Genomic DNA, 21,595 nt, shown 5'->3' with positions numbered 1-21,595 from the left:
ATCAACAAATCAAAATATTTAAAATTAGGCTCTAGACTAGCAGATTTGCACTTAGTTTTACCTAATGAGGTCCCACAACTCTGTTGCTAGCTCATTAGGCTCCCTCATCCAGCGCCATTCTGTTTCTTTAAGATGATAATCAAAATACTCTTTTGATATACCGTTGAACTTTGCTAGCCTTCTTTTACAAAAGCTCCAGAATGACCCTATTCCATTTATATGACATTGTCCTCTGGCAAATTCATTCGCTCCATGATTTACTCTAAAATGCTTTGAGTAACCAACATCTACCAAACCATTGTATCCACGCTAACCATCACTATAAATTACACTTTCAAGTGCAACTTTACCTAAGATAACTTGTTGTAATGTAGTCTTTTTACAATCAGGGACTATTTCTGTATAAACTCGACCATTCCTTTCAAATATTCCAAATACAGGTTGTTTTAAAGTACCTCGACCTCGCTTCAACTTCCCATGAAAACCACGTTGTCTTTTTGCTCCAAAATAGCTCTCATCAATTTCAATAGAACCTACAAACTTTGCTCTTAAATCTGTTTGATGATCGTAGATTGCTTCTCTAAAAAGCATGTACCAATAGTTGATGGTATTACGGTTCAAGTTAAGCAATAAGGCTGTTTTAGAAGCAGGAATATCAATGCAAAAGCACTGAATAATTTTTTTAATCTTATAGTTACTTAATTTGCTGTTTTCTATCATGATTCTAGACTAACATATCTATTCTGCTAGTCTAGAGCCTTGCTATTTAAATATTTTAAGATTAATCAATGAGTTTCTGCATAAGCTGGAAATTTTATCGCAGCAACCGATGCTGCAGTTTAATCCGCATGCGCGTCTGTTCAAATATCGCTTAATTGCCTATTTAAAATTACTGGAACAACGTCGCACCCAAATCTTTGTGATTTTTCATGATGAGTTTCACTATCAGCAACAGGTGCTGGCCCTTTCAGCACCTACCCAGGAAATTAGAGAGCTTCTGAATGACACGCTTGAACAAACTCGCCAGATCCAGCAGCAAATACGCCAGTTAGAACGTGAAATACAAAATACCGAAAATCGCGGTTTTCTTAAACGGCTGTTTAAAAAACCTGAAAATCATGAATTAAAGATCAATGAACTCAAAAAGAATCTGACTGAGGTTCGCGATCATTGCTATCTCAGAATGATTGCCATGCAAAAGCAGGCCACTCAGGAAAGTGTGTATCTGGAAGCCAAGAATTTAATTCCGGTGATTGACGCTAAAGTGCGCCATTATGCTTTTGCCAATGGTGAAAATGGGGTGACACGTTTGCCACTTCTATTACAGTTACCCGAAGACCGGAATAGCTTCAATATGCAAAGCATTCTCGTGGCTTTAAATTATGAATTTCTGCTTTCTGCGAAAAGTTGGGGAATGTCAAAAAAGGCTTAGACAGGACTGAGGATATACACGTTACTCCATCATTAAAGAGCTTCTGTTTACTGCTCATTTAACAGCCTTTCATCCTCTTCACATTCTGTTCACGACTTTCGGCCTAAAGTATCAGCATAGACCTAATACGGATAGCCAATATGAAACATGTCAAAAAAATACTGCTAGCTACCTTGTCCTTACCGCTACTAGTTTTAGCTGGATGTAAAAGTATTCCTAGCTATTCAAGTGATTATGCAAAATCCAGAAACCAAATTCAGGGAACTGCGCTGGATCAGGCTAAAGCCCAAGACATCGGCATACGCTTTACCTCAGCATTTAATACTTTGGGTACACCTGCATTTATTGAACGAGCCGGATCACTCTATGCCGATCAGCTGTTTATTAACGATACCTTATCCCAATTTTCATCACGTCAAAATCTACTCCAACATTTTCAAGGGATGAACAAGCGTGTCAGTAACGTGAATGTCAAACTATTAAATACCTCCTATTACCAAGACTCTGCCTACGTGCACTGGCATATGACCTATGACTTTAAAATGTTTGGCACGACTCGAACTATGGATTCTTTTGGGATCAGTGAAATCAAAGTCAACAGAGACAATAAGATTATTTTCCAGCAGGATTTCTGGGATCCGGCCAATGGCCTGTATCGTTCTTTACCTTATGTTGGAGGAGCCTATTCATGGGTACTGCCATTCAAAAAGTAGTATTAAGTACGGGACTACTGATGCTCTGCAGTTTCAGTTCATGGTCACATGCCCAGAATATGAATCAGTGTGGTCGTGGTCCACTTTTGGTGGCTCAGAAACAGGTTGGCGTCGCCCGTTATTATGCTCAGAACTGTACAAAACCCTGGCAAGGCCAGAATATGCAGATTGATTTTTCCTATACACAGAATATTCCGGAATGGGCTTTCAAGCGTGCAGCGACCCATTTTCTGAAGCGTAATGAGCGAGAGTCTAAACACTTAATAGTATTAGATAGAATTACTCAGCTTTATAAGCCGGTAAAACCGGGTGATCTTTATAGTTTAAGCTATCAAGCCGAGACACAGACCCTGACCTTGATGCTGAATCAGCAGGTACTAGGCAATCTTCAGCATCCTCTAGCACAACAATATTTTAATATCTGGCTGGGTTCGCAGCCATTTAGTGCTAAATTAAAACAGCAATTATTGAATTAGTCTCTGCCGCTATGTCGAAACATTTTATCCTGATGGTCGAAGACCATTATGAACTGGCCTCTACCTTATGCGAGTTTCTGGAAGAACATGATTTTGTAGTGGATCATGCCCGCAATCTGAACGCTGCACGCCAGCTACTGAAACAGCAGCGCTATCATATTTTGCTTCTAGACATTAATTTACCTGATGGTTCAGGTTATGAACTGTGTGAATGGCTGCGTCATGAGGAAGGGTTGGATTTACCCGTACTGATGTTGACGGCGCGCGATACGCTGGATGACAAACTCAAAGGTTTTAATTCCGGCACGGATGATTATCTGGTTAAGCCCTTTGATTTTAACGAGCTGGTGGTTCGGGTCAAAGCTCTGATTAAACGTTCTTTAGGTGAGGTATCCAGTGGCCGGCTACAGATTCATGATCTGATTTTGGACCCGGCCAGACAGCAACTGACGCGAGCCGGCCAGACCATTGAATTACCCCCTATCCAGTTCAAACTCCTGAAATTGTTAATGCGTCATTCACCTAAGGTCCTAACCAAACAGGAAATCATGATGGAGCTTTGGGGAGATGCAGAACCGGAAAGCGATGCCCTGCGCAGTCATATCTATAATCTGCGTAAAATGGTTGACAAGCCTTTTGAGCAGAAACTGATTCATACCATCTCCGGTGTCGGTTTAACGATTGCTTTAGAAGCCTAAGCTTTTCAGGCGAAAACCTCGTTCAAATACACCACTACAATCAGTCCGGTGGTCATTGTCAGATCAACATCCTGATGGGTGCTAAGATAATATTGCCGGTCAAACAGTTCCACCCGCCAGCCCAGCTGCTTGCACAGTTTCTGTACCAGTTGCAGACCAATGCCGTGCCCTTTGATTTCTAGTTGTAGTTGCTGGTCGGACAGTTCCTGAACTTTGGAGTTATTCGGTAAGGGAATACCCACTCCATTGTCAGCAATCAGCACTTTATTTTTTTGCAGAATGACATCAATTTCCGTGCCTTGCGAATAATTCAGTGCATTGCGCAGGATATTGCCAAACACCATTTTGGTCATTGACGGGTACATTTTACGCGGCTGTTCATCCAGGTCTTTTTGTAGGTCGATCTGCATGCCTTTGTTGTGGCTGACACTGTCCAGATCCTGTACCAGATTCTCCAGACATTCTGACAGCATAGTGGGCTCGGCTATCAGGGTGTTGGTGGTATTTCGGGCGATGGCCAGTAAGGTATCGACCAGCAGCTGCATGTCTTCAATAGTGTTGTGCAGGCGGGTAAAGGATTTGTTGTTACCATAGCGTGCCTGACACAGTTGCACATTGCCTTTTAAAATCGTCAATGGGGTGCGCAGTTCATGACTGACATCACCGGTAAACTCACGTTCACGCTGAATAAATGCACTCAAGACCTGATGGTATTTTTCTAATGCCTGCTTCAGGTATTCAGCTTCCAGATTGGAATCAGTGCGAATGTCCTGAAAAGGTGAAGCCTGATTTTTCTGATGTTCCCAGTCGATATGTTCCAGCGCATTGGCCAACCGGGTAATCGGAGAAAAATAACGTCTGGCGCGACGGTTCCACCACCACAATACGCTGTACAGCACGAACAAACTGACCATCAGTGGTGCCAGACCAAACAGCCAGACCAGTTTGTTGACGTTACTTTCGCCAAAGACCAGCAGCACATGCTGCCGATTTTTTTCACCGTAGACGGTCATGCGCTCTTTACCATCGACAAAATGCCGATTGACGCCCTGCTCGAACTGCATGTGCTGAAACTGCATAGGAGGGGTATCATACCAACGATAACCATATAGGTTTTTGGTGTCGGGAAGTTCGGCGGCCGGATTGCGTTCCAGCCGCTGCCAGTAGTGTGACATTTCCTGTTCCAAGGCGGTGCGCAGCAAAAAGCCTTTAATCACCCAGGCACTACAGGCAATGCCAATCACCACCGACAAGGCAATGAATCCGATTTGCAGCCAGTAGTAGCGGTTAAACACCTCACCCAGAGGATGATCGCGTTTGTCCCTAAACAGCTTTAACATTGATCAATTCCCCGTTGGCGCATCCGATTCAGCGTTTAATTATACGGCTTTCTTTTTAAACAGAAAGTGGCCGATCACCCACTCGTGTCCATGGTCATAACCGAATAATTCGGCACAGGCCATAAAGAAAATCCGCCAACGTTGCCACCAGATGGTAGCATCTGCGCCATAGGTCTGTTCAAACAGGGGCTGCAGCTCGGCCTGCTTTTGGTCCATATTCTCCAGCCAGGCATTTGCGGTGCGTTCATATTGGGTGCCGGCCCATTGCCAGTGCTGTTCCAGCTGCAAATGCTGCTGGAAATGCAGGAAAGTTGAAGCTGCCGGCATCAGACCGCCACTAAAGAAATATTTCGACATCCAGTCAAATTCATTTTTAACTTCAAATGGATAATGCAGGAAACGGTGACAGAAAATATGGCACCAGAGCAAGCCATCGTCTTTCAGCCAGCTGCTGATATTTTCAAACAGTTTCTGGTAGTTGCGCACATGCTCAAACATTTCCACCGAAACCACACGGTCAAAAGCAGCCGGTTCCAGTTGCAGTACATTGACATCACAGGTGACCACTGTCAGGTTCTGCAGTTTTTTCAGACGGGCCTGTTCCTGAATATACTGGCGCTGGGTTGAGGAGTTCGACACTACGGTAATCCGGGCGTTAGGATAATGCTCGGCCATATACAGACTGAGTGAGCCCCAGCCACAGCCAATTTCCAGAATATCCTGCCCGTCCTGTAGTTGCGCACGCTGGCAATAGCTGGCCAGTGCGGCTTCTTCCGCCTGATCCAGTGTGGTATGGTCATGTTCAAACAGGCTGGCGCTGTATTTCAGCTGCTTGCCTAGCACCGCCTGAAAAAATGCGGTGGGCAGTTCATAGTGCTGTTCATTGGCTTTGTCGGTCTCGATGGCAATTGCGCTGTTTTTCAGCATATGCAGCACATCCATATAACGCTGTGCCGCCAGTGCCGGGTCAAAGCGCCCTTCCTGTGCCAGACGTTTTTTGCTTAAAGTGCGAATGCCTGCGCGAATCACGGCATCGGGCAATTTACCCTTTTCAACCAGTTTTAAAGATTGTTGAATCATAAAGTCCATGTATTTACCTACTCTTTGGGTGGCCACGGAATAAACATTGAAGTTCGTCGTTGATAAGCTTTGTAATTTTCGCCGCGATGGGCCAGTGCCTGTTGTTCACTAAACGGAATGCCGGTAATGTAGTACAGAAACAACCACATCAGCAGCGGATAGAGCCACAGTTCATAGACTCCTGCCGCTAGACCGAGAACCGGATAGGCAAACCAGTGTAACCATTCAAAAAAATAGTTCGGATGACGTGAGTATTTCCATAAGCCCCGATCCAGGGTTTTGCCCTTATTCTGGGGATCCAGCTTGAAGCGGTAGAGCTGCTGGTCGGAAGTACTCTCCCCGATCAGCGCCAGCAGCATGATCATGCCTGCCACCAGTACGGCATAGGGGGTCCAGTCATTCCACTGCTGGACCGGAATATTAAGCAACTCCAGCATCGGATAGGAAAACAGTGCCACCAGCCCGGCCTGAAAAATAAAAAAGGCCAGAAAACCGAGATGCTGATAATCTCCCATGGCCCTGCGCATATTGGCATAGCGGGTATCTTCTGCAGTTTCACTGGCATAACGGCGCAGCAGATGCCAGGTCAGGCGTAAGAACCAGATTCCGCTGAACACGCCCAGAAATACCCGGATCAGCAGCGGTGCAGTTTCCATGACCCAAGCAGGGATGATGACATTGAGTGCAATACAGAAACTCCAGGCCACATCCACCAGTCCGGCACGCTGGTTATAGGTCACTAGCAGCCAGCTACAGAACATGATAAAGACATTCAGCACCAGTAAATTCAGCAGCATAACAGCCCTCCTCTTTTATCTTGGCTTAGTAAGCACTGGCTTCGAATAACAGATGCACATCACTGATTACGCCTTCGCGGAAACCACCTTCGCAATAGCACAGATAAAAATCCCACATACGGATAAAGGACTCATCAAAACCAAGCCCCATTACCTGATCACGTTGCTCCAGAAAACGTTGGCGCCAGCAGTGCAAGGTTTGGGCATAACTCTGGCCGATATCTTCCAGATGCTTGAGACGCAGTTTTTGCTCGGAAGCTGCTTGGGTCATGACACTGATGCAAGGAATAAAACTGCCCGGGAAAATGTAACGCTTGATATAGTCCACGGTATTCAGGGCTTTGGCATAGCGGGCATCTTCAATGGTGATGGCCTGAATCAGTGCCAGACCATTCGATTTCAGCAATTCACGGCATTTGTTGAAATATATCGGTAAATACTGCTCACCTACAGCCTCGATCATTTCAATCGACACCAGCTTGTCATATTTGCCTTCCAACAGACGGTAGTCTTTCAGCTGGACATCCACGCGATGGGATAGTCCGGTTGCCTCTATTCGCGCGACCGCTTCATCATATTGTGCTTGGGAGATGGTAATGGTGGTTACCTTACAGCCATAATGCAGTGCTGCGTAAATGGCAAAACCACCCCATCCGCTGCCAATCTCAACTAAATGATCCATCGGTTTCAGCTGCAGTTTCTGGCAAATCAGTTCTTTTTTATAATCGGAGGCCTGTTCCAGACTCATGCCCGGTTCTTTAAATACCGCACTGGAATACATCATGCTGCTATCTAGGAACAGCTTGAAAAAGTCATTGCTCAGGTCATAATGCTCGGCAATATTTTTACGGCTGCCATCAATTGAGTTTTTGCGGGATTTGTACCAGGTCTTTAACAGGAACTGACTGGCCTTGGCCAGCGCATTCTGGTTCATCCGGTCCAGCACATCACGGTTACGCGCCAGAATGCGAATCACATTGACCAGATCTTCACTGCTCCAGTAGCCGCAAATAAAACCTTCAGCAGCACCGAGTACGCCATTACGGAACAGCAGATCCATCAGCCTAGCATCATGCACCTGAATCACGGCATACAAATCACTGCTCTCCCCCACAATCCCGTTCCAGGCGCCTTTAAAAATCAGCTGACCATGACGTAATTTCAGCAGATGGCGCAGTACCACCGGCATTGTGCTTTCTTCTCCCATAAACAGTGTTTTCATCGCAATGTGTTTCCTTTTTCTTTTTTAGGATGTCGGTAAAATGGAATTTTCTTCTTCCACAAGCGAAAGGCATGCAGATAAATTCCACCGACCATCCTGAAGGGCTCAAGAACTTTCAGCACAGCATAGCGATGCTGTTGTGAAGGAACTGTGATGGCTTGCAACGAAAATTGCATGGTGGCATCAAATTGCAAGATTCCTTGCTGAAACAGCTGCATATGAATCACATTGTTTTGATCGGAAAAGCTGAAGCGCCAGCGGTAATCCAGCGCCATCGGCATGAATGGCGACACATGAAAGGCCTTCTTGAAGTCAAACTGGTGACTCTGGTACGGTGCATATTCAGTTGCATTGTGCCGACAGTCGTGAATATAGACCTGACGTTCATTCCACGGTGTATTGGTAATTTCACTGAGGACAAAGATCAGCTGGTCGGTGGCATCAAAGACCAGATAAAACACCACAGAATTAAAGCGAAAGCCGAGTGTACGCGGCAGAGCCAAGACCCGGATGGATGCGGCATGCGCTAACAGGTAGTTTTCCCGCTTGATCAGCAGACGTGCGACCTTCTGCCGAATCGAACCACATTCCATGGTCAGAAAATCACGTTCGTCCAGAGTGAGGAAATTCCAGCGATTGCAAGACCAGAGCCAGGATTTTTGGGTAAAGCTTGAGAGCTGATCCGGATCAAAGTATAGATAGGTCAGCCGGGTCTTAAAAGCATGCGCTTTAGGCAAGAAACGGCGATGCCGGATTTCCGCAGAGGCAATCGCCAGTGGAAACATTTGCATCATATCCTCCTAGGCGGCCTGCTCGGTCTGTTTTAAGAGCTGATCGACCACCCACGCAGCGCTACGGGCACCATCTTCATGAAAGCCCCAACCCCAGTAAGCGCCACAGTATGAGGTGCGGTTCTGGCTATTGATCTCGGCCCAGCGTTCTTGTGCTTCAATCGCGGAGGCATCAAACACCGGATGACGGTAATGCCGTTCGACCCAGACCTTTTTAGGATCCAAGGCAAAGTTAGGATTCAGGGTGGCAAGAACCTGAGTCTTGCATTGCAGGTTTTGCAACTGGTTCATCCAGTAACTGAAACCATAGTGCATACCGCTGTGCTGGAATGGCGTCTGTTCAGCTGCCTGACTTGGGGTGACATGCACATGCCAGCTGGCCCATTGACGACGGGATTTGGGCATGATGCGGGTATCAGAATGCACCACCATGCGGTTAGCCTGATAGCGGAACTTGCCCAGCACGTCCAGCTCCTGCACTGTCGGGTCTTTAAGTAATTTCAGGCTGTCGTCAGCATGACTAGCAAAGATCACCCAGTCAAAACGCTCACTGCCCTGTGCTGTTTCAACCAGTACATCATTGGCACTACGGGATACCTGATGCACAGCAGTTTTGCGGAAAGTAATATTGGCCTGGGACTGAATCGCACGAACGTAGCGAGCCGATCCACCCTTGACTGTAAGCCATAAGGGCCGGTCTTTCAGTTGCAACATGCGATGGTGCTGGAAAAAGCTGACCACAAATTTATAGGGAATCTGTCCGGCTTGTTCCACCGGACAGGACCACAGCGCCCCACACATCGGATAGAGATGTTCCTGACGAAAGGCATCGCTATAACCATGTTGATTTAAATAATCATCAATACTGAGCTGTGTATCGACCTGTTCCACATCCAGATCTTTATTGGCTGCATAGAAACGGAACAGATCCGACAACATCGCGCGAAAATCAGTATTAAGAAAGTTTTGAGGTCGGAACAACAGCGAGAATTTTTTTGAAGGATTGTACTGTAAGCCACTGACCTGATTATTCACCGAAAAGCCCATGTCACTGCTTTGCGATTGAATCCCTAGTTCTTTTAGCATCGAGCAAAACAGCGGATAGTTATGCTCATTAAACACAATAAAGCCACTATCCACCGCAACCTGTTCACCCTCGATATTCAGCTGATGGGTATCGGTATGACCACCAAAGTAGTTATTCTTTTCAAAGACTGTGACTTCATGCACTTTGCTGAGTTTCCAGGCAGCGTACAGACCGGAAATACCTGAACCAATAATTGCAATTTTCATGGTGATTCCTTCGATTGAATCGTGTGAGTGTCGGCAGTAGCAGCTTTTTTATGTTTTCGAGCCTGAGCGATTTTACTGGCTTCATAAATCCGTGCCGGAATGGGCTTGAGGCCCCAGACCAGTCCCAGCCAGGACATGAGTTTCAGCAAGTAATAGGTCACATCAATCTGCCACCAGTAAAAACCCTGCCGGGTACTACCAGCATAGTAATGATGATTGTTATGCCAGCCTTCGCCTAAGGTGATGAGTGACAGAAATAAATTGTTACGGCTGTGGTCATCCGTCTCAAAATCACGGCTGCCATAATGATGCGCCAATGAATTGATGCACAAGGTCGCATGGATCAATAACACCGTGGAAACCATAAAGCCCCAGACCAGCAATTGCAGGCCGGACGTCCCGAGTTGCGGCCAAGTGATGGCCAGCCATTCGCCTAGTGCATAAATCCCGCCCGCAGTCAGCAACACCACAATCAAACTAAAACGGTCCAGCCAAATCAGTTCTGGATATTTCAGCCAGTCCTTGATCACCTCTTTACGCGTAGCAAAATTATATTCATTCAGAAACCAGCCGACATGGCTATACCAAAAACCATGCGTGGATGAATGCGGGTCTTGCAAGGTATCGGTATAGCGGTGGTGATAACGGTGATGAGCTGCCCACCAGAGCGGACCACGCTGCGCACTCATGGTGCCCAGTAATACAAACAGGAACTGTACCGGGCGCGAGGTCTGAAAAGTTTTATGCGACAGATAGCGATGAAAAAAAGCCGTGATGGAAAACATGCGGATCAAGTAGAATGCCAGCATAAAGCCCAGTGCAAACCATGACACACCCACCCAGAACACGGCGAGACAGGCCAGATGCAGCAAAATAAAGGGAAAAATACGGACCCACTGAATCTTGCTGTTTTCAGCAGTCAGTGCTTCAGGCTGTGAGGTTGTAGACCAGCTGTCTATCCATCGTATCAGACTTTTCAACATGGACTCATCCTAATTTTAAGTGACTGTCTTTATTCTATTTGATGAGTCTAATCAGTCAGATATGAATTTTCTGTGAAGTGAAAAAAAGCCGAACTGTAAGAGTCTAGGCAGTTCGGCCAAAGGGTAGCAGATTAATGCGGTAATTTGATTAACTTTGTGATGTCGTAACCATAGTGTTTCGCAGTCTCCAGATACGACTGGTAGGTGGCTTCATCCAGTTGCGGTTCACGCGACAAAATCCACAGGTATTTACTGCTTGGTCCACCTACTAGCGCCACTTTATATTCCGGGTCAACTCTTAACACCCAATAATGACCTTTGGTAAAAGGCATCCAGCGCAAACCTTGCGGCAAAAAGCTGACCTTGAGTTTGCTGTTCCCTTCATTTTGTGGATAGGCAATACCTTCGGAGCTGATCATCTCTCCACTGGCAATACGGCAGCTATTTAATACCCCCATAGTCTGGTTAGCATTGACCCTATATTGTGCAGTGATATTGGATACACACTTACGCTGAAAATACATTGGTAGATGCGCAATTTCATACCACTTGCCCGCATACCGTTGGATATCTACCTGATCGACTGCCTGAGGTGTAACCGTTTCAGCTTGCGTAGTAAAGCTTAAGCTGATTATCGCCAGCGTTGTCGCTGCCAAAACAGACTTGAATAGCATCTTCATTTTTTAGCCTTGTTTGATTTTAGGCTTAAGATAACTCAATAGCATGTGAACAAAGCGTGAAGACGAAATGATGTGATTCAGCAGGAGTACTGTTGAAAAAGCCCTAGACTGGTTTCCGGATTAAAGCCATTCTTTGCTGTCATCTGCCACAGGGGTACCATGCATCACATGCTGAATCATGGCATAGGCAATACTGCCCTTGAACGGAATTTCGGGTAACTGATCAAATTTGAAAAACTGCGCATCGCTCAGTTCATTTTCCTGAATTTGAATGTCCCCTGTATGATATTCCGCCTTGAAGGCCATCATCAGATTGCTGGGAAACGGCCACGGCTGGCTGGCCAGATATTGAATGTTTTTGATCTGCAGCCCAACTTCTTCTAGGGTTTCACGGCGGACTGCCTCTTCCAGGGTTTCTCCGACTTGAACAAAGCCGGCAATCAGACTGTACATTTGGGTTTTATTGCGGGCATTTTTTGCCAGCAGAATTTCATCTTCGCCCCGGGTAATGATGGTAATCACACAGGGATTCACCCGTGGATACTGGTTATAGCCACAGGATGGACAGACCATGGCATACTGGCTGGCGTGTTGCTGGGTGGCATGGCCGCATTTACTGCAAAAGCGGTGGTTACGGCGCCATTCCAGTAACTGTACCGCACGGCTGGCCTCTTCAAATTGTGGTCTGTTCCAGACTTGCACTAGTTGTCGGATCGGAACCAGCTCATAACCTTCAGGCACCGGTTCGTCTTCTTTCAGGTCACGAGCAATGATCTCGCCATTTTCCGTCAAGTTCAAGTCGTGCTGCAGTTTGGCTACCTGCGGCAACTGAAAATGCTCATCCACCAGTAATTGCTGCTGTCTAAAAATATACGCTTTTGAATGCATGCTCGTGAGAATTCCCTGATTAAAAAAAATCCCATACTGGGGATGTATGGGACAAAACTAAGGAAGTTTACATGGAGTAACTTCTATTTAGATACTAGGCGCACGTTGCCTGAATTACAACCATAATAATTTGTATCTTTTTGATTAAAATCACATAATTTTCACAACAATTATGTCTTCAGGAATAATGCGAAGCGAATTTCATCAACTGGATGTAGCATTATAGAGATGAACACTCTGTTATTGTAGCAATCATGATTCATGTGCAATGTCAGCAGATCATCTGGTCGGGTTGAATTTACTGAACATGCGGACTGATCTGTGTTTTCACAAAAAATTGAACTGTCTGGCTTTACACTAGACTATCTTTGATCGGGTCTGGAAGGGCTATGCGTTTCGGTTTAATTTTAGGTGACCAGCTTCATCATCAGCTCGCTACGCTTAAAGCGCTGGACCGTACCCGGGATGTGATCCTGATGGCCGAAGTGGTTGAGGAAGCGACTTATGTCGCCCATCATCCGCAGAAAATTGCCCTGATTTTTAGCGCAATGCGGCATTTTGCCAAAGAGCTCAAAGCGGAAGGCTGGCGTGTACGTTACCATGCTTTTCAGTACGGCAGTCCGATTCGTAGCCTGCTGGATTTCGTACAGGCACAGCAACTGCTGTTCCCCGTCACAGAATTGGTAATGACCCGATGCGGGGAATACCGCCTGCAGCAGCAGATTGAAAAGCACTGGAGCCAGCAGCTGCAACTGCCGGTACAGTGTCTGGATGACGATCGTTTTTTCTGTAGCCCGGAGCAGTTCCGGCACTGGGCCAGCCGCTACCAGACATTGCGCATGGAATATTTTTACCGGGAAATGCGTAAACAGACCGGTTATTTGATGCAGAGACAGCAGCCGCTTGGACAACAGTGGAACTATGACAGCGCCAATCGCAAGGCATGGTCAGGCACTCCACCATTGCCTCCAACACTTCATTTTGAACGCGATCAGATTGATCTGGATGTAATGCAAATGGTTGAGCGCGAGTTTCCGCTTCACGCTGGCAGCCTTGACAACTTCCGCTGGGCCACCACGCGCAATGATGCGCTGCGCGCGCTGCAGCATTTTATTGACCACAGTTTGCCGCACTTTGGCGATTATCAGGATGCCATGGTTCAGGGTGCAGACACGCTGTTTCACAGCCTGCTCTCGCCTTATCTGAACTGCGGCCTATTGCTGCCCCGAGAAGTCTGTGATGCCGCAGAAGCGGCTTACCATGCTGGTCATGCGCCACTGAATGCCGTGGAAGGGTTTATTCGGCAGATTCTGGGCTGGCGCGAATATGTCCGCGGGATTTACTGGCTGAACATGCCCGAATACGCCAGCCGCAACGTGCTGCAGCACTCAGCACCGCTGCCGCAATTTTACTGGACCGGCCGTACACGGATGAACTGTATGACGCAGTGTTTCCGCAATACCTTTCAGCATGCCTATGCACATCATATCCAGCGTCTGATGGTGACTGGCAATTTTGCCTTATTGAGCGGTGTTGATCCCCATCAGATCAGTGAATGGTACTTGGCGGTGTATGCCGATGCCTATGCATGGGTAGAATTGCCGAATACGTTGGGCATGGTGATGCATGCCGATGGCGGCTTGATGGCTAGCAAGCCTTATGCCGCTTCGGGCAATTACATCCATAAGATGTCGGATTACTGCAAGCACTGTAGCTACAGTGTCAAAACCCGCACCGAGCCGGACAGCTGTCCATTCAATAGCCTGTACTGGTATTTCATGATCCGATATGAAGCGACATTCCGTAATCATCCACGTATGGGCATGATCTATCGCCAGCTAGATAAACTTCAAGATCGGCCGCAGATCATCAGCCATGCCCAACAGCTTCTCAGCCAGATCGATGAGTTATAAACCATGAAAAAACAGCATCTCCCTGAAAAAACCTGTATTCACTGCTTGCGCCCTTTTACTTGGTGCAAGAAATGGCAACGCTGCTGAGAGGAAGTCAGATACTGTTCTGAACGATGTAAACGTGAGTCTAGACGGCGGTCAAAATCAAACGCTTAGAAACGCTTGTATTGCCGTGAACAATAGGCTCGTATCACATCGGGTGAACGCAGTTGCAGATGTTTAGTTTTTCGGCCGGTGACTCGTTCACGCCACATTTTAAAACTCGATGCTTTCATATTTTTCCGCATCAAGCGAATCACTGCAGTTTCATTTAAGCCAAACTCACGCTGGATGGCTTCAAATGGGGTGCGATCTTCCCAGGCCATTTCAATGATCCTTGACAGATCTGCTCCCGCATATTCAATTACTTTACGCACCACATACCTCTGCTTACTTTCATTTTTAAAATAAAAATTGAGCGATAAAATTTAACGCTATCTCTCTGTATCTGGGTCAGATCAAGTTGACCATACTCATCTTAATAAAACGAAGATGAAGATTTTGTGATTTTTTACGTGGATTGTATGTTGTTGCTGTCCTATCGGGCCTTCGAGCTCAGCCTGTGGTCCAAATACCTGTGATGTGGGTCTAGGATTTTAGACCATGCCTATAAGTGATAATCTACTCCCCAATAAGCATGGGAAATGCTTGTTTTTGGAGTCAAGCATGACACGAAGAAAACGTCGTAATCATTCAGCAGATTTTAAAGTTAAAGTTGCTCTCGCAGCAATTAAAAGGCGACCACACACTCGCTGAACTTTCTACTCAATTCGATTTACATCAAAACCAAATAATTGATTGGGAAAATCAACTGCTTGAGCAATCAATCAGTATTTTTCACGACCAACAGCACAACAAGAACCTGAGATTGACCTCAAAGCTCTACATGCCAAGATATGACATCAGGCATTGCAAATTAATCTTTTAGAAGGTGCACTCAGAAAAATAGGGCAGCTGAGCGGCAAAAAATGATCGATAAGACCCATCAACTTTCGGTACGACAACAATCGCAATTGATTCAAATCAATCGCAGTACGTTGTATTACAAGCCCAAAGAGATTTCATCAACTGATTTGAGTTGGATGCGTCTGATCGATGAAATTCATCTCGACTACCCATTTATGGGCAGTCGAATGATACGAGATATGCTACAGCGTCAAGGACATCAAATAGTCGGCGTAAAGTCCGACGTTTAATGCGCTTGATGGGAATACATGCCTTGTATCCCAAACCCAATACCAGTAAGCCTAATCTTGCACACCGTATTTTCCCATATCTGTTGAAAAACATGGTCATAGATCACTCTAATCAAGTCTGGTGTACAGATATCACGTACATTCCTATGGCTAAAGGCTTTGTCTATCTGTGTGCAATTATAGATTGGCATAGTCATAAAGTACTGGCTCATCGTGTATCGATCAGTATGGAAACAGACTTTTGCATAGATGCGTTGCAAGAAGCAATTGCGAAATATGGTTGTCCAGAGGTGTTTAATACAGACCAAGGCAGTCAATTCACAAGCAAGGCATTTTTGAATGAGTTAAAATTGCGAAATATCTGTATCAGTATGGATGGGAAAGGACGGTGGATAGATAATGTGATGATTGAGCGGTTATGGCGTAGCGTGAAGCATGGGGAAGTCTATTTGAAGGCTTACGATACGGTTAAACAAGCGAAACAATCAATTGCTGAATATTTGGATTTTTATAACATGATACGTCCTCATTCAAGTTTGAATAAGGCAACACCAAATGAATTTTATGATCAACATTTACTAAAATGTAATGGCAGCATAATTTAAATATTTAGAGCGGATTTATCACTTATAAAACTAAATTGAGTGGTCTAATTAACGGAACCACATTAATTTGTATTCAATCCATGTTGCAAAGCGACTGAAGCAATTGAAACGTCCGGTGCTTTACAAGCCTGAACGATCTGCTGTTTAAATTCAGCACTGCATGTTCTTCGATTTTTCTCAAGAGATGTGATGGATGTCTGGTTATTTGCAGTCATAAATTTAGTCCCCACTTGTTTTTAAGTAGGGACTAAATTAAGGCTTATAGGATGAGTTCATAAGGTGTGTTCAGCGAACGCTTACGTTTTGAATAGATTTAAGAAATTAGGCAGACCTCATACCCAAGTTGTCACTTGAATTTGTATAACTTAGGGAAGATCTACCTCTAAAGCCTTTATGCAACAGAGTCGTTTTTATCCTAGGGTCCTTACCACTTGTATTCTTTACGAACATATATCTAAAAAAGTGTAGCAAGTTGCTACACTTTTCGCTAGATCAGCTCTTTACCAAAAATATCATTCAGTCTTTCACGAATACTTTGAACGAATTCCGGATTGTTTTTAAGTTTATGCTTCATATTTCGTTTAAAGTCATTCAGCCCCATACCAATTTCAGCAAAATCCATTTGGAATAAAGTGTCATTAATGACAATATTTGCTTGAGAGTCAGTGAGGCATCCTACTTTTTTAAACCACTTCTTGAACTGCTGATAATTTTCATCATTATTAAAAATATACCAAGAACGTACATTCGTATCGAATTTAGCCCCTAATTCTTTTACGGATGCATTGTCTTCAAATGGAACATCAAGATAGATTTTTTCGATCACTGCAATTTCATCCAGTGCCTTATCAGCAATCCGATGATGCAGTTTAAAATTCACACCTACAATTGGACGGCCTTTCTTAACGGTTTCATACTCTAATTGTAGATCTGTATTTTCGTTAATTTCTGCCACTATTTTGTCTAATACATAGCGTCTAAAATCTACCCAGCGATCATATTTGGTTTCATTAATATCAATCAGTGCTTTCAAGTTTTCTAAAAGTAATGGCACTTCATAACTCTTTTGATTGGCGTACTTAAATTCGTTTTTAATGAAATAAGTATAAAGACTCATACTGGCAACAGAATCTAGGGCAAAAAGATGTTTTAGCTGATAGGTAGTAAAATTACCCCCAGCCAGTTGAGTGAAATACGGCAACACCTCACTGGTAAAACGAATCTGAATTGCATTTTTAGAGTCATCTTCCCATCTTAACTCACGGATAATGGGAACGACAGAATGTACTTTTTTAGTCTTTCTCTTACCATTATCAGCAGGCTCCTCAATAATAAAATGAGCTACTCGGGATGAAAGCTCTTTATAGATCCGATCTATTGCAACATTAATTGAATTACGTTTATTTAATCCTAGTAAATCTGCCAAATCATCCTTATACAAATAAATATAAGTTTGTTCGGTAATTTCACTATTTACCTTATTTTTCTCACTATAATTCGCAACCGCCATTGCATATAGAAGTGCCTTATATTCATTGGATGACAACTCGATTGGGCGAATTAATCGGTTACTGGTACTGACAACGCCATTATGGCGAATGTTGCCTATACAGTAGGGAATATAATTCGTTTCTTCTTGCAATGGTTCAGATTCTGTCATAACCGTGATATTTATAATTTGACTTAGTTTTTATATACAAAAGTGGAAAAACTTTCAAGACTTTCACCACAAGATTCTAAAAGTGGAAGGTCCGTCATCAAAAAAAAGCGTTATTATCCGGTTTTTTGCCTTTAAAGTGGAATTAAATACAATATTTCCACCCTACAGTGACAGACCTTCCACCTTTAGCCCCCGAAATTACAGTTTAGAATGACTATTTTTATTTTTTCACCCACATTCAGATAGGTTAAATTAAATAGAAACCCTGATGTGACAAGGCTTCCACCTTTCAGTTAGATTCGAAAGGTATAACTGCACATATAATCATCAGGAAATATCCAATAAAAACAGATTATCCACAGGTTAAAAATATACAGTGACAATCATTCCACCTTTAAGGCTTAGTTACGAGACTTTATTAACATATTAAATAATTGTTTTTTAAATTATTTTTAAATAAAAATAGCGGTTTAAAAAATAGCAGTGACAAACCTTCCACCCTAGTGACAGACCTTCCACTTTAGAGTGACAAACCTTCCACTTTAGAGTGACAGACCTTCCACTTTAGAGTGACAGACCTTCCACTTTAGAGTGACAGACCTTCCACTTTAGAGTGACAAACCTTCCACCTTTAAAACTCTAAGCATTTGTTTTATAAAATAAAAATACACTCTTAATTATTAATTAGCTAAATAACTAATTATTCTAATTATTAATTAAGCTAGCTTAGTTAAAGATTTATTTTTAAGCTGTTTTACATCTGAACAAATAGGATTTATAAATTTTAAAACTATAGTAAGATGAGTGAAAGTTATTTATATTACTAAACATTCAAATACGGAAGCATCTGACACGCATGTCTGCAAAAATTATTACTGTTGCTAATCATAAAGGCGGATGTGGCAAAACAACGACTGTTGTGCACCTAGCCTCAGAACTTGCCAATCTGGGCAACAAGGTTTTAGTCATTGATTTAGATCCTCAAGCAAACGCAAGTTTACACATTGGGATCCAACATCCAAGCGAAATTGTTGTGACTACAGCAGAATTACTAGTGGGCGATATTTCGTTGTTGGCAGATGCATTACAAGAAGAAACGAACTTTGAAAAAGTATCATTAATTTATGGTTCCTTGAATTTAGGAAAAACTGAAGACCAACTAAAAGAAGAAGCTCCCCGTCCTTCTGAAGAGTTAAATATCAAGTTAGAACTGTTAAAAGATCTTTATGATTTTATATTGATCGACTGTCCACCTAGTCTTAAATTATTAACCAGCAATGCCCTGGCATCTTCAACACATGTCATTATTCCTATCGAATCCGGATCACAATATGGATTGTATGGGGTAACAGATCTTTTAAATCATCTTGAAAAGATCAAACGTATTAATCCAGATTTAGAGCTTTTAGGCGCTTTACTAATTAAGCATGATGAACGTCAGAATGTCTGTAAGCTGATTCGGAATGAAGCCTTAAAACAGGTAGGAAAACTTTTAGAGACCACCATTCCTCAAAGTACTAAAGTTAATCAAGCAGCGATTCTGCAACAATCACTTTTGAATGTAGAAAAAAATTCAAAAGTACGTAAGGCTTTTGAAAGCCTTGCCAATGAAATTGTAGCTAAAGTTTAAACCTGAGAGTATTATGGCAAGCACCAAAGAGCTTTTAGCTCAGAAACTGAAACAGAATACAGAAAAACATCAGCAAGCACAGAAAGACAATATTAGAGAGCTGAAAGAGTTTAGACGTAATGTTCCTATTGAGGATATTAGCCGCAATCCAAACCAGCCGCGTAAATTATTTGAAGAGTCACAATTAAAAGAACTGGCGGATTCCATTAATGAAGTCGGTCTGTTGCAGCCCATTACAGTGCGTAAACTTGATAATCTGAAATATGAACTCATTGCAGGCGAGCGGCGCTTACGGGCGCACCATTTACTCGGCAAGTCTGTGATTGAAGCGATTATCATTGATGCGAATAATGTAGAAGCATCTTTGTTAACCTTAGCAGAGAATTTAAAGCGTCAGGACCTGACAGATTATGAAATTTTTATTGGCCTGAACTCACTTGATGAGAAGTTAAAGAAAAACAAGCAACGTTTAGCCAATTCACTGGGTTTAAATCGCGAAGATATGTACAAGTATTTAGCATACGAAAAACTGCCTCAAGTAATTTTAAATGACCTTGATGTGGAACCAGGCCTACTAGGTCGTACTGCTGCAACTGCATTCAAAAAATTTCTGTCGGATCATATAGAGCAACTTTCTGAGGCCGAAAAGGCTTTGCTAGGGGCTTGGGAAAAAGTAAAAGACAAAAAACTAGAGCAAAGTAAAGTTACTGCCTATGCTGAAAAAATATTGAGTCAGGATCCAGGAAAACTGACCACAACATCTGTGGTTAGAAAAATTGAATATGCAGGTAAGATTGCGGGGAATATCAAACTCAATCAAAAACAGCTTAAGGTTTCTCTGAATATCTCGGAAATTGACGAAGCTAGTCTCTTACAACTAGAAGATTTTTTAAAACAGCTTATTCAGAAAAGTGAAAAAGTGTAGCAACTTGCTACAGTTTTTTTGACAATCTCAAACTAGGGCGTGTTATCAATTAAGCCAGAAAGATCGCTGATAAGAAGTTTTGAGCCAATTTATCATAGCGTGTGGCAATAGCACGATACTGCTTGAGCTTGGCAAAAAAGTTCTCGATCAGATGTCTTGCCTTGTAGAGATGTCGATCATAATCACGCTGATCAATAGAATTACTTTTCGCTGGCATCACAACTTGACCCTTCGCCTCTAAAATTGGATCAATGACCCGATCCCTAGAGTTGTAGGCTTTATCCATAAGCCAGATCTGGCTCAACGATAAGTCCAGCAACACATCTGAACCATTTAAGTCATGGACCTGCCCATCAGTGAGATAAAATCCTGTCGGGTTGCCTAAAGCATCAGTACGGGCATGAATTTTGGTGCTTAAGCCCCCTTTACTGCGTCCAATCGCCTGATTTTTTCCCCCCAGCGCTGTGTTGATGAGCACGTACAATGGTAGAGTCTAACATGGCATATTCATTATCACTGTCATGTGACAGTACTTCAAAGACTCTCTGCCACACACCTGTTTTAGCCCAACGACTAAAACGAGTATGCACGACTCTAAAATCACCAAAGCGTTCTGGTAAGTCTCGCCACGGGATACCTGAACGATACTGAACCGTACTGGGTTTATCGGAGACTTTTTTATTTAAGTTAGGCCACCTGACCTAACGGGTTAATCTTATCATAGTACATTGCTTCAAACTCAAAAGGTGATACAACCCAGTGCACTGTGTACACGCTTTTTATTGAACCAATCTACCCAGTTTAGTGTCGCAAGTTGTACATCTGCTAAACCTTGCCAATCTGCTTTTAGATATTCAATCACCTCTGTTTTGTATAAGCCATTCACCGTTTCAGCCAGAGCATTATCGTATGAATCACCAGTTGTACCGACTGATGCTCGTAAATTTGCTGTTTCTAAACGATTGGTATAGCGAATAGAAAGATATTGAACACCTCTATCGGAATGATGAATCACATTCTTTGGCATGCCTCGATCGTGCAATGCATTGCTCCAATGCATCGAGCACCATATCTGTATTCATTCGTGTAGATACTTTCCATCCAACTATTGCTCGTGAGAACACATCAATAACAAATGCGGTATATACCCAGCCTGAATGAGTTTGAATATAGGTAAAGTCACCCACCCATAGTTGGTTTGGATGATCAGCATTAAAATTACGTTTCACTAAAT

The 21,595-nt window shown here is 43.6% G+C and carries 19 protein-coding genes and 5 pseudogenes; 9 read left to right on the top strand and 15 right to left on the bottom strand.

Going from position 1 to position 21,595, the window contains the following annotated elements:
• Nucleotides 1-57: 57 nt before the first annotated feature.
• Nucleotides 58-720, bottom strand: a pseudogene (locus FTT86_RS11945) (IS1595 family transposase).
• Nucleotides 721-829: 109 nt separating this feature from the next.
• Here FTT86_RS11945 and FTT86_RS11940 point away from each other — a divergent pair.
• The 4 genes from FTT86_RS11940 (at nt 830) to FTT86_RS11925 (ending at nt 3,319) form a co-directional block, all read left to right on the top strand.
• A complete protein-coding gene (locus FTT86_RS11940; protein ID WP_257221248.1) occupies nt 830-1,432 on the top strand; it encodes a hypothetical protein in 603 nt (200 codons plus the stop codon).
• A 140-nt stretch (nt 1,433-1,572) separates the two neighbouring features.
• Nucleotides 1,573-2,145, top strand: a complete 573-nt coding sequence (locus tag FTT86_RS11935; RefSeq protein ID WP_180038963.1) for a nuclear transport factor 2 family protein — start codon at nt 1,573-1,575, stop codon at nt 2,143-2,145.
• Nucleotides 2,121-2,621, top strand: coding sequence for a chalcone isomerase family protein (locus FTT86_RS11930; RefSeq protein ID WP_180087511.1), 501 nt, complete (start codon nt 2,121-2,123; stop codon nt 2,619-2,621). Before FTT86_RS11935 ends, FTT86_RS11930 begins: the two co-directional genes overlap by 25 nt.
• A gap of 11 nt (nt 2,622-2,632) precedes the next feature.
• Complete coding sequence (locus FTT86_RS11925; protein ID WP_180087512.1) at nt 2,633-3,319, top strand: response regulator transcription factor; 687 nt, start codon at nt 2,633-2,635, stop codon at nt 3,317-3,319.
• A gap of 5 nt (nt 3,320-3,324) precedes the next feature.
• On the opposite strand, the gene FTT86_RS11920 is transcribed toward FTT86_RS11925, so the two are convergent.
• From FTT86_RS11920 to nudC, 9 genes are all read right to left on the bottom strand, one after another.
• A complete protein-coding gene (locus FTT86_RS11920; RefSeq protein ID WP_180087513.1) occupies nt 3,325-4,659 on the bottom strand; it encodes a HAMP domain-containing sensor histidine kinase in 1,335 nt (444 codons plus the stop codon).
• A gap of 39 nt (nt 4,660-4,698) precedes the next feature.
• Nucleotides 4,699-5,748, bottom strand: a complete 1,050-nt coding sequence (locus tag FTT86_RS11915; protein WP_180087514.1) for a cyclopropane-fatty-acyl-phospholipid synthase family protein — start codon at nt 5,746-5,748, stop codon at nt 4,699-4,701.
• 8 nt (nt 5,749-5,756) lie between these two features.
• The gene (locus FTT86_RS11910; protein ID WP_180087515.1) at nt 5,757-6,536 is read right to left on the bottom strand and encodes a DUF1295 domain-containing protein; all 780 of its coding nucleotides are present in this window, start codon (nt 6,534-6,536) and stop codon (nt 5,757-5,759) included.
• Nucleotides 6,537-6,561: 25 nt separating this feature from the next.
• Nucleotides 6,562-7,758 carry a cyclopropane-fatty-acyl-phospholipid synthase family protein gene (locus tag FTT86_RS11905; protein WP_180087516.1) on the bottom strand — a complete coding sequence of 399 codons (1,197 nt, stop codon included), beginning with the start codon at nt 7,756-7,758 and terminating at the stop codon, nt 6,562-6,564.
• Complete coding sequence (locus FTT86_RS11900) at nt 7,755-8,549, bottom strand: DUF1365 domain-containing protein (RefSeq protein WP_180038956.1); 795 nt, start codon at nt 8,547-8,549, stop codon at nt 7,755-7,757. Before FTT86_RS11900 ends, FTT86_RS11905 begins: the two co-directional genes overlap by 4 nt.
• 9 nt (nt 8,550-8,558) lie before the next feature.
• Nucleotides 8,559-9,842 carry an NAD(P)/FAD-dependent oxidoreductase gene (locus tag FTT86_RS11895; RefSeq protein WP_180087517.1) on the bottom strand — a complete coding sequence of 428 codons (1,284 nt, stop codon included), beginning with the start codon at nt 9,840-9,842 and terminating at the stop codon, nt 8,559-8,561.
• The gene (locus tag FTT86_RS11890; RefSeq protein ID WP_180087518.1) at nt 9,839-10,825 is read right to left on the bottom strand and encodes an acyl-CoA desaturase; all 987 of its coding nucleotides are present in this window, start codon (nt 10,823-10,825) and stop codon (nt 9,839-9,841) included. The genes FTT86_RS11895 and FTT86_RS11890 overlap by 4 nt, the downstream gene beginning before the upstream one ends.
• Nucleotides 10,826-10,956: 131 nt before the next feature.
• Nucleotides 10,957-11,505 (bottom strand): lipocalin family protein, encoded by a 549-nt coding sequence (locus FTT86_RS11885; RefSeq protein ID WP_180087519.1) that lies wholly within the window; start codon nt 11,503-11,505, stop codon nt 10,957-10,959.
• 120 nt (nt 11,506-11,625) lie between these two features.
• The gene (gene nudC, locus FTT86_RS11880) at nt 11,626-12,393 is read right to left on the bottom strand and encodes an NAD(+) diphosphatase (protein WP_180087520.1); all 768 of its coding nucleotides are present in this window, start codon (nt 12,391-12,393) and stop codon (nt 11,626-11,628) included.
• Nucleotides 12,394-12,782: 389 nt separating this feature from the next.
• Here nudC and FTT86_RS11875 point away from each other — a divergent pair, with 389 nt between their 5' ends.
• Both FTT86_RS11875 and FTT86_RS11870 read left to right on the top strand, forming a co-directional pair.
• Nucleotides 12,783-14,306: a cryptochrome/photolyase family protein gene (locus FTT86_RS11875; RefSeq protein WP_180087521.1), complete on the top strand. Its 1,524-nt coding sequence runs from the start codon at nt 12,783-12,785 to the stop codon at nt 14,304-14,306.
• A gap of 3 nt (nt 14,307-14,309) precedes the next feature.
• Nucleotides 14,310-14,393: a DUF2256 domain-containing protein gene (locus FTT86_RS11870; protein ID WP_180087524.1), complete on the top strand. Its 84-nt coding sequence runs from the start codon at nt 14,310-14,312 to the stop codon at nt 14,391-14,393.
• Nucleotides 14,394-14,458: 65 nt separating this feature from the next.
• On the opposite strand, the gene FTT86_RS11865 is transcribed toward FTT86_RS11870, so the two are convergent.
• Nucleotides 14,459-14,710 (bottom strand): TIGR03643 family protein, encoded by a 252-nt coding sequence (locus FTT86_RS11865; protein ID WP_373683236.1) that lies wholly within the window; start codon nt 14,708-14,710, stop codon nt 14,459-14,461.
• Nucleotides 14,711-15,011: 301 nt separating this feature from the next.
• On the opposite strand from FTT86_RS11865, the pseudogene FTT86_RS11860 reads away from it, so the two are divergent.
• Nucleotides 15,012-16,146: pseudogene (locus FTT86_RS11860) on the top strand (IS3 family transposase).
• A gap of 65 nt (nt 16,147-16,211) precedes the next feature.
• Here FTT86_RS11860 and FTT86_RS16160 read toward each other — a convergent pair.
• Nucleotides 16,212-16,361: pseudogene (locus FTT86_RS16160) on the bottom strand (transposase); the annotation flags it as partial.
• 272 nt (nt 16,362-16,633) lie between these two features.
• Complete coding sequence (locus tag FTT86_RS11855; RefSeq protein ID WP_180038949.1) at nt 16,634-17,806, bottom strand: replication initiation protein; 1,173 nt, start codon at nt 17,804-17,806, stop codon at nt 16,634-16,636.
• A gap of 856 nt (nt 17,807-18,662) precedes the next feature.
• Between FTT86_RS11855 and FTT86_RS11850 the strand changes: the two genes are divergently transcribed.
• Together FTT86_RS11850 and FTT86_RS11845 are read left to right on the top strand one after the other, a co-directional pair.
• Complete coding sequence (locus tag FTT86_RS11850) at nt 18,663-19,436, top strand: ParA family protein (protein WP_004647772.1); 774 nt, start codon at nt 18,663-18,665, stop codon at nt 19,434-19,436.
• A gap of 13 nt (nt 19,437-19,449) precedes the next feature.
• On the top strand, nt 19,450-20,361 hold the full coding sequence (locus tag FTT86_RS11845) for a ParB/RepB/Spo0J family partition protein (protein ID WP_180087522.1): 912 nt from the start codon (nt 19,450-19,452) through the stop codon (nt 20,359-20,361).
• Between the two features lie 49 nt (nt 20,362-20,410).
• On the opposite strand, the pseudogene FTT86_RS11840 reads toward FTT86_RS11845, so the two are convergent.
• Together FTT86_RS11840 and FTT86_RS11830 are read right to left on the bottom strand one after the other, a co-directional pair.
• A pseudogene (locus FTT86_RS11840) lies at nt 20,411-21,011 on the bottom strand (IS5 family transposase); the annotation flags it as partial.
• A 37-nt stretch (nt 21,012-21,048) separates the two neighbouring features.
• A pseudogene (locus FTT86_RS11830) lies at nt 21,049-21,595 on the bottom strand (IS3-like element ISAba19 family transposase); the annotation flags it as partial.

Source organism: Acinetobacter sp. YH01021, from assembly GCF_013420255.1.
Taxonomy (GTDB): Bacteria; Pseudomonadota; Gammaproteobacteria; order Pseudomonadales; family Moraxellaceae; genus Acinetobacter.
Note: the sequence above shows the minus strand (reverse complement) of the source record. Positions and strands in the feature narration are given on the sequence as shown.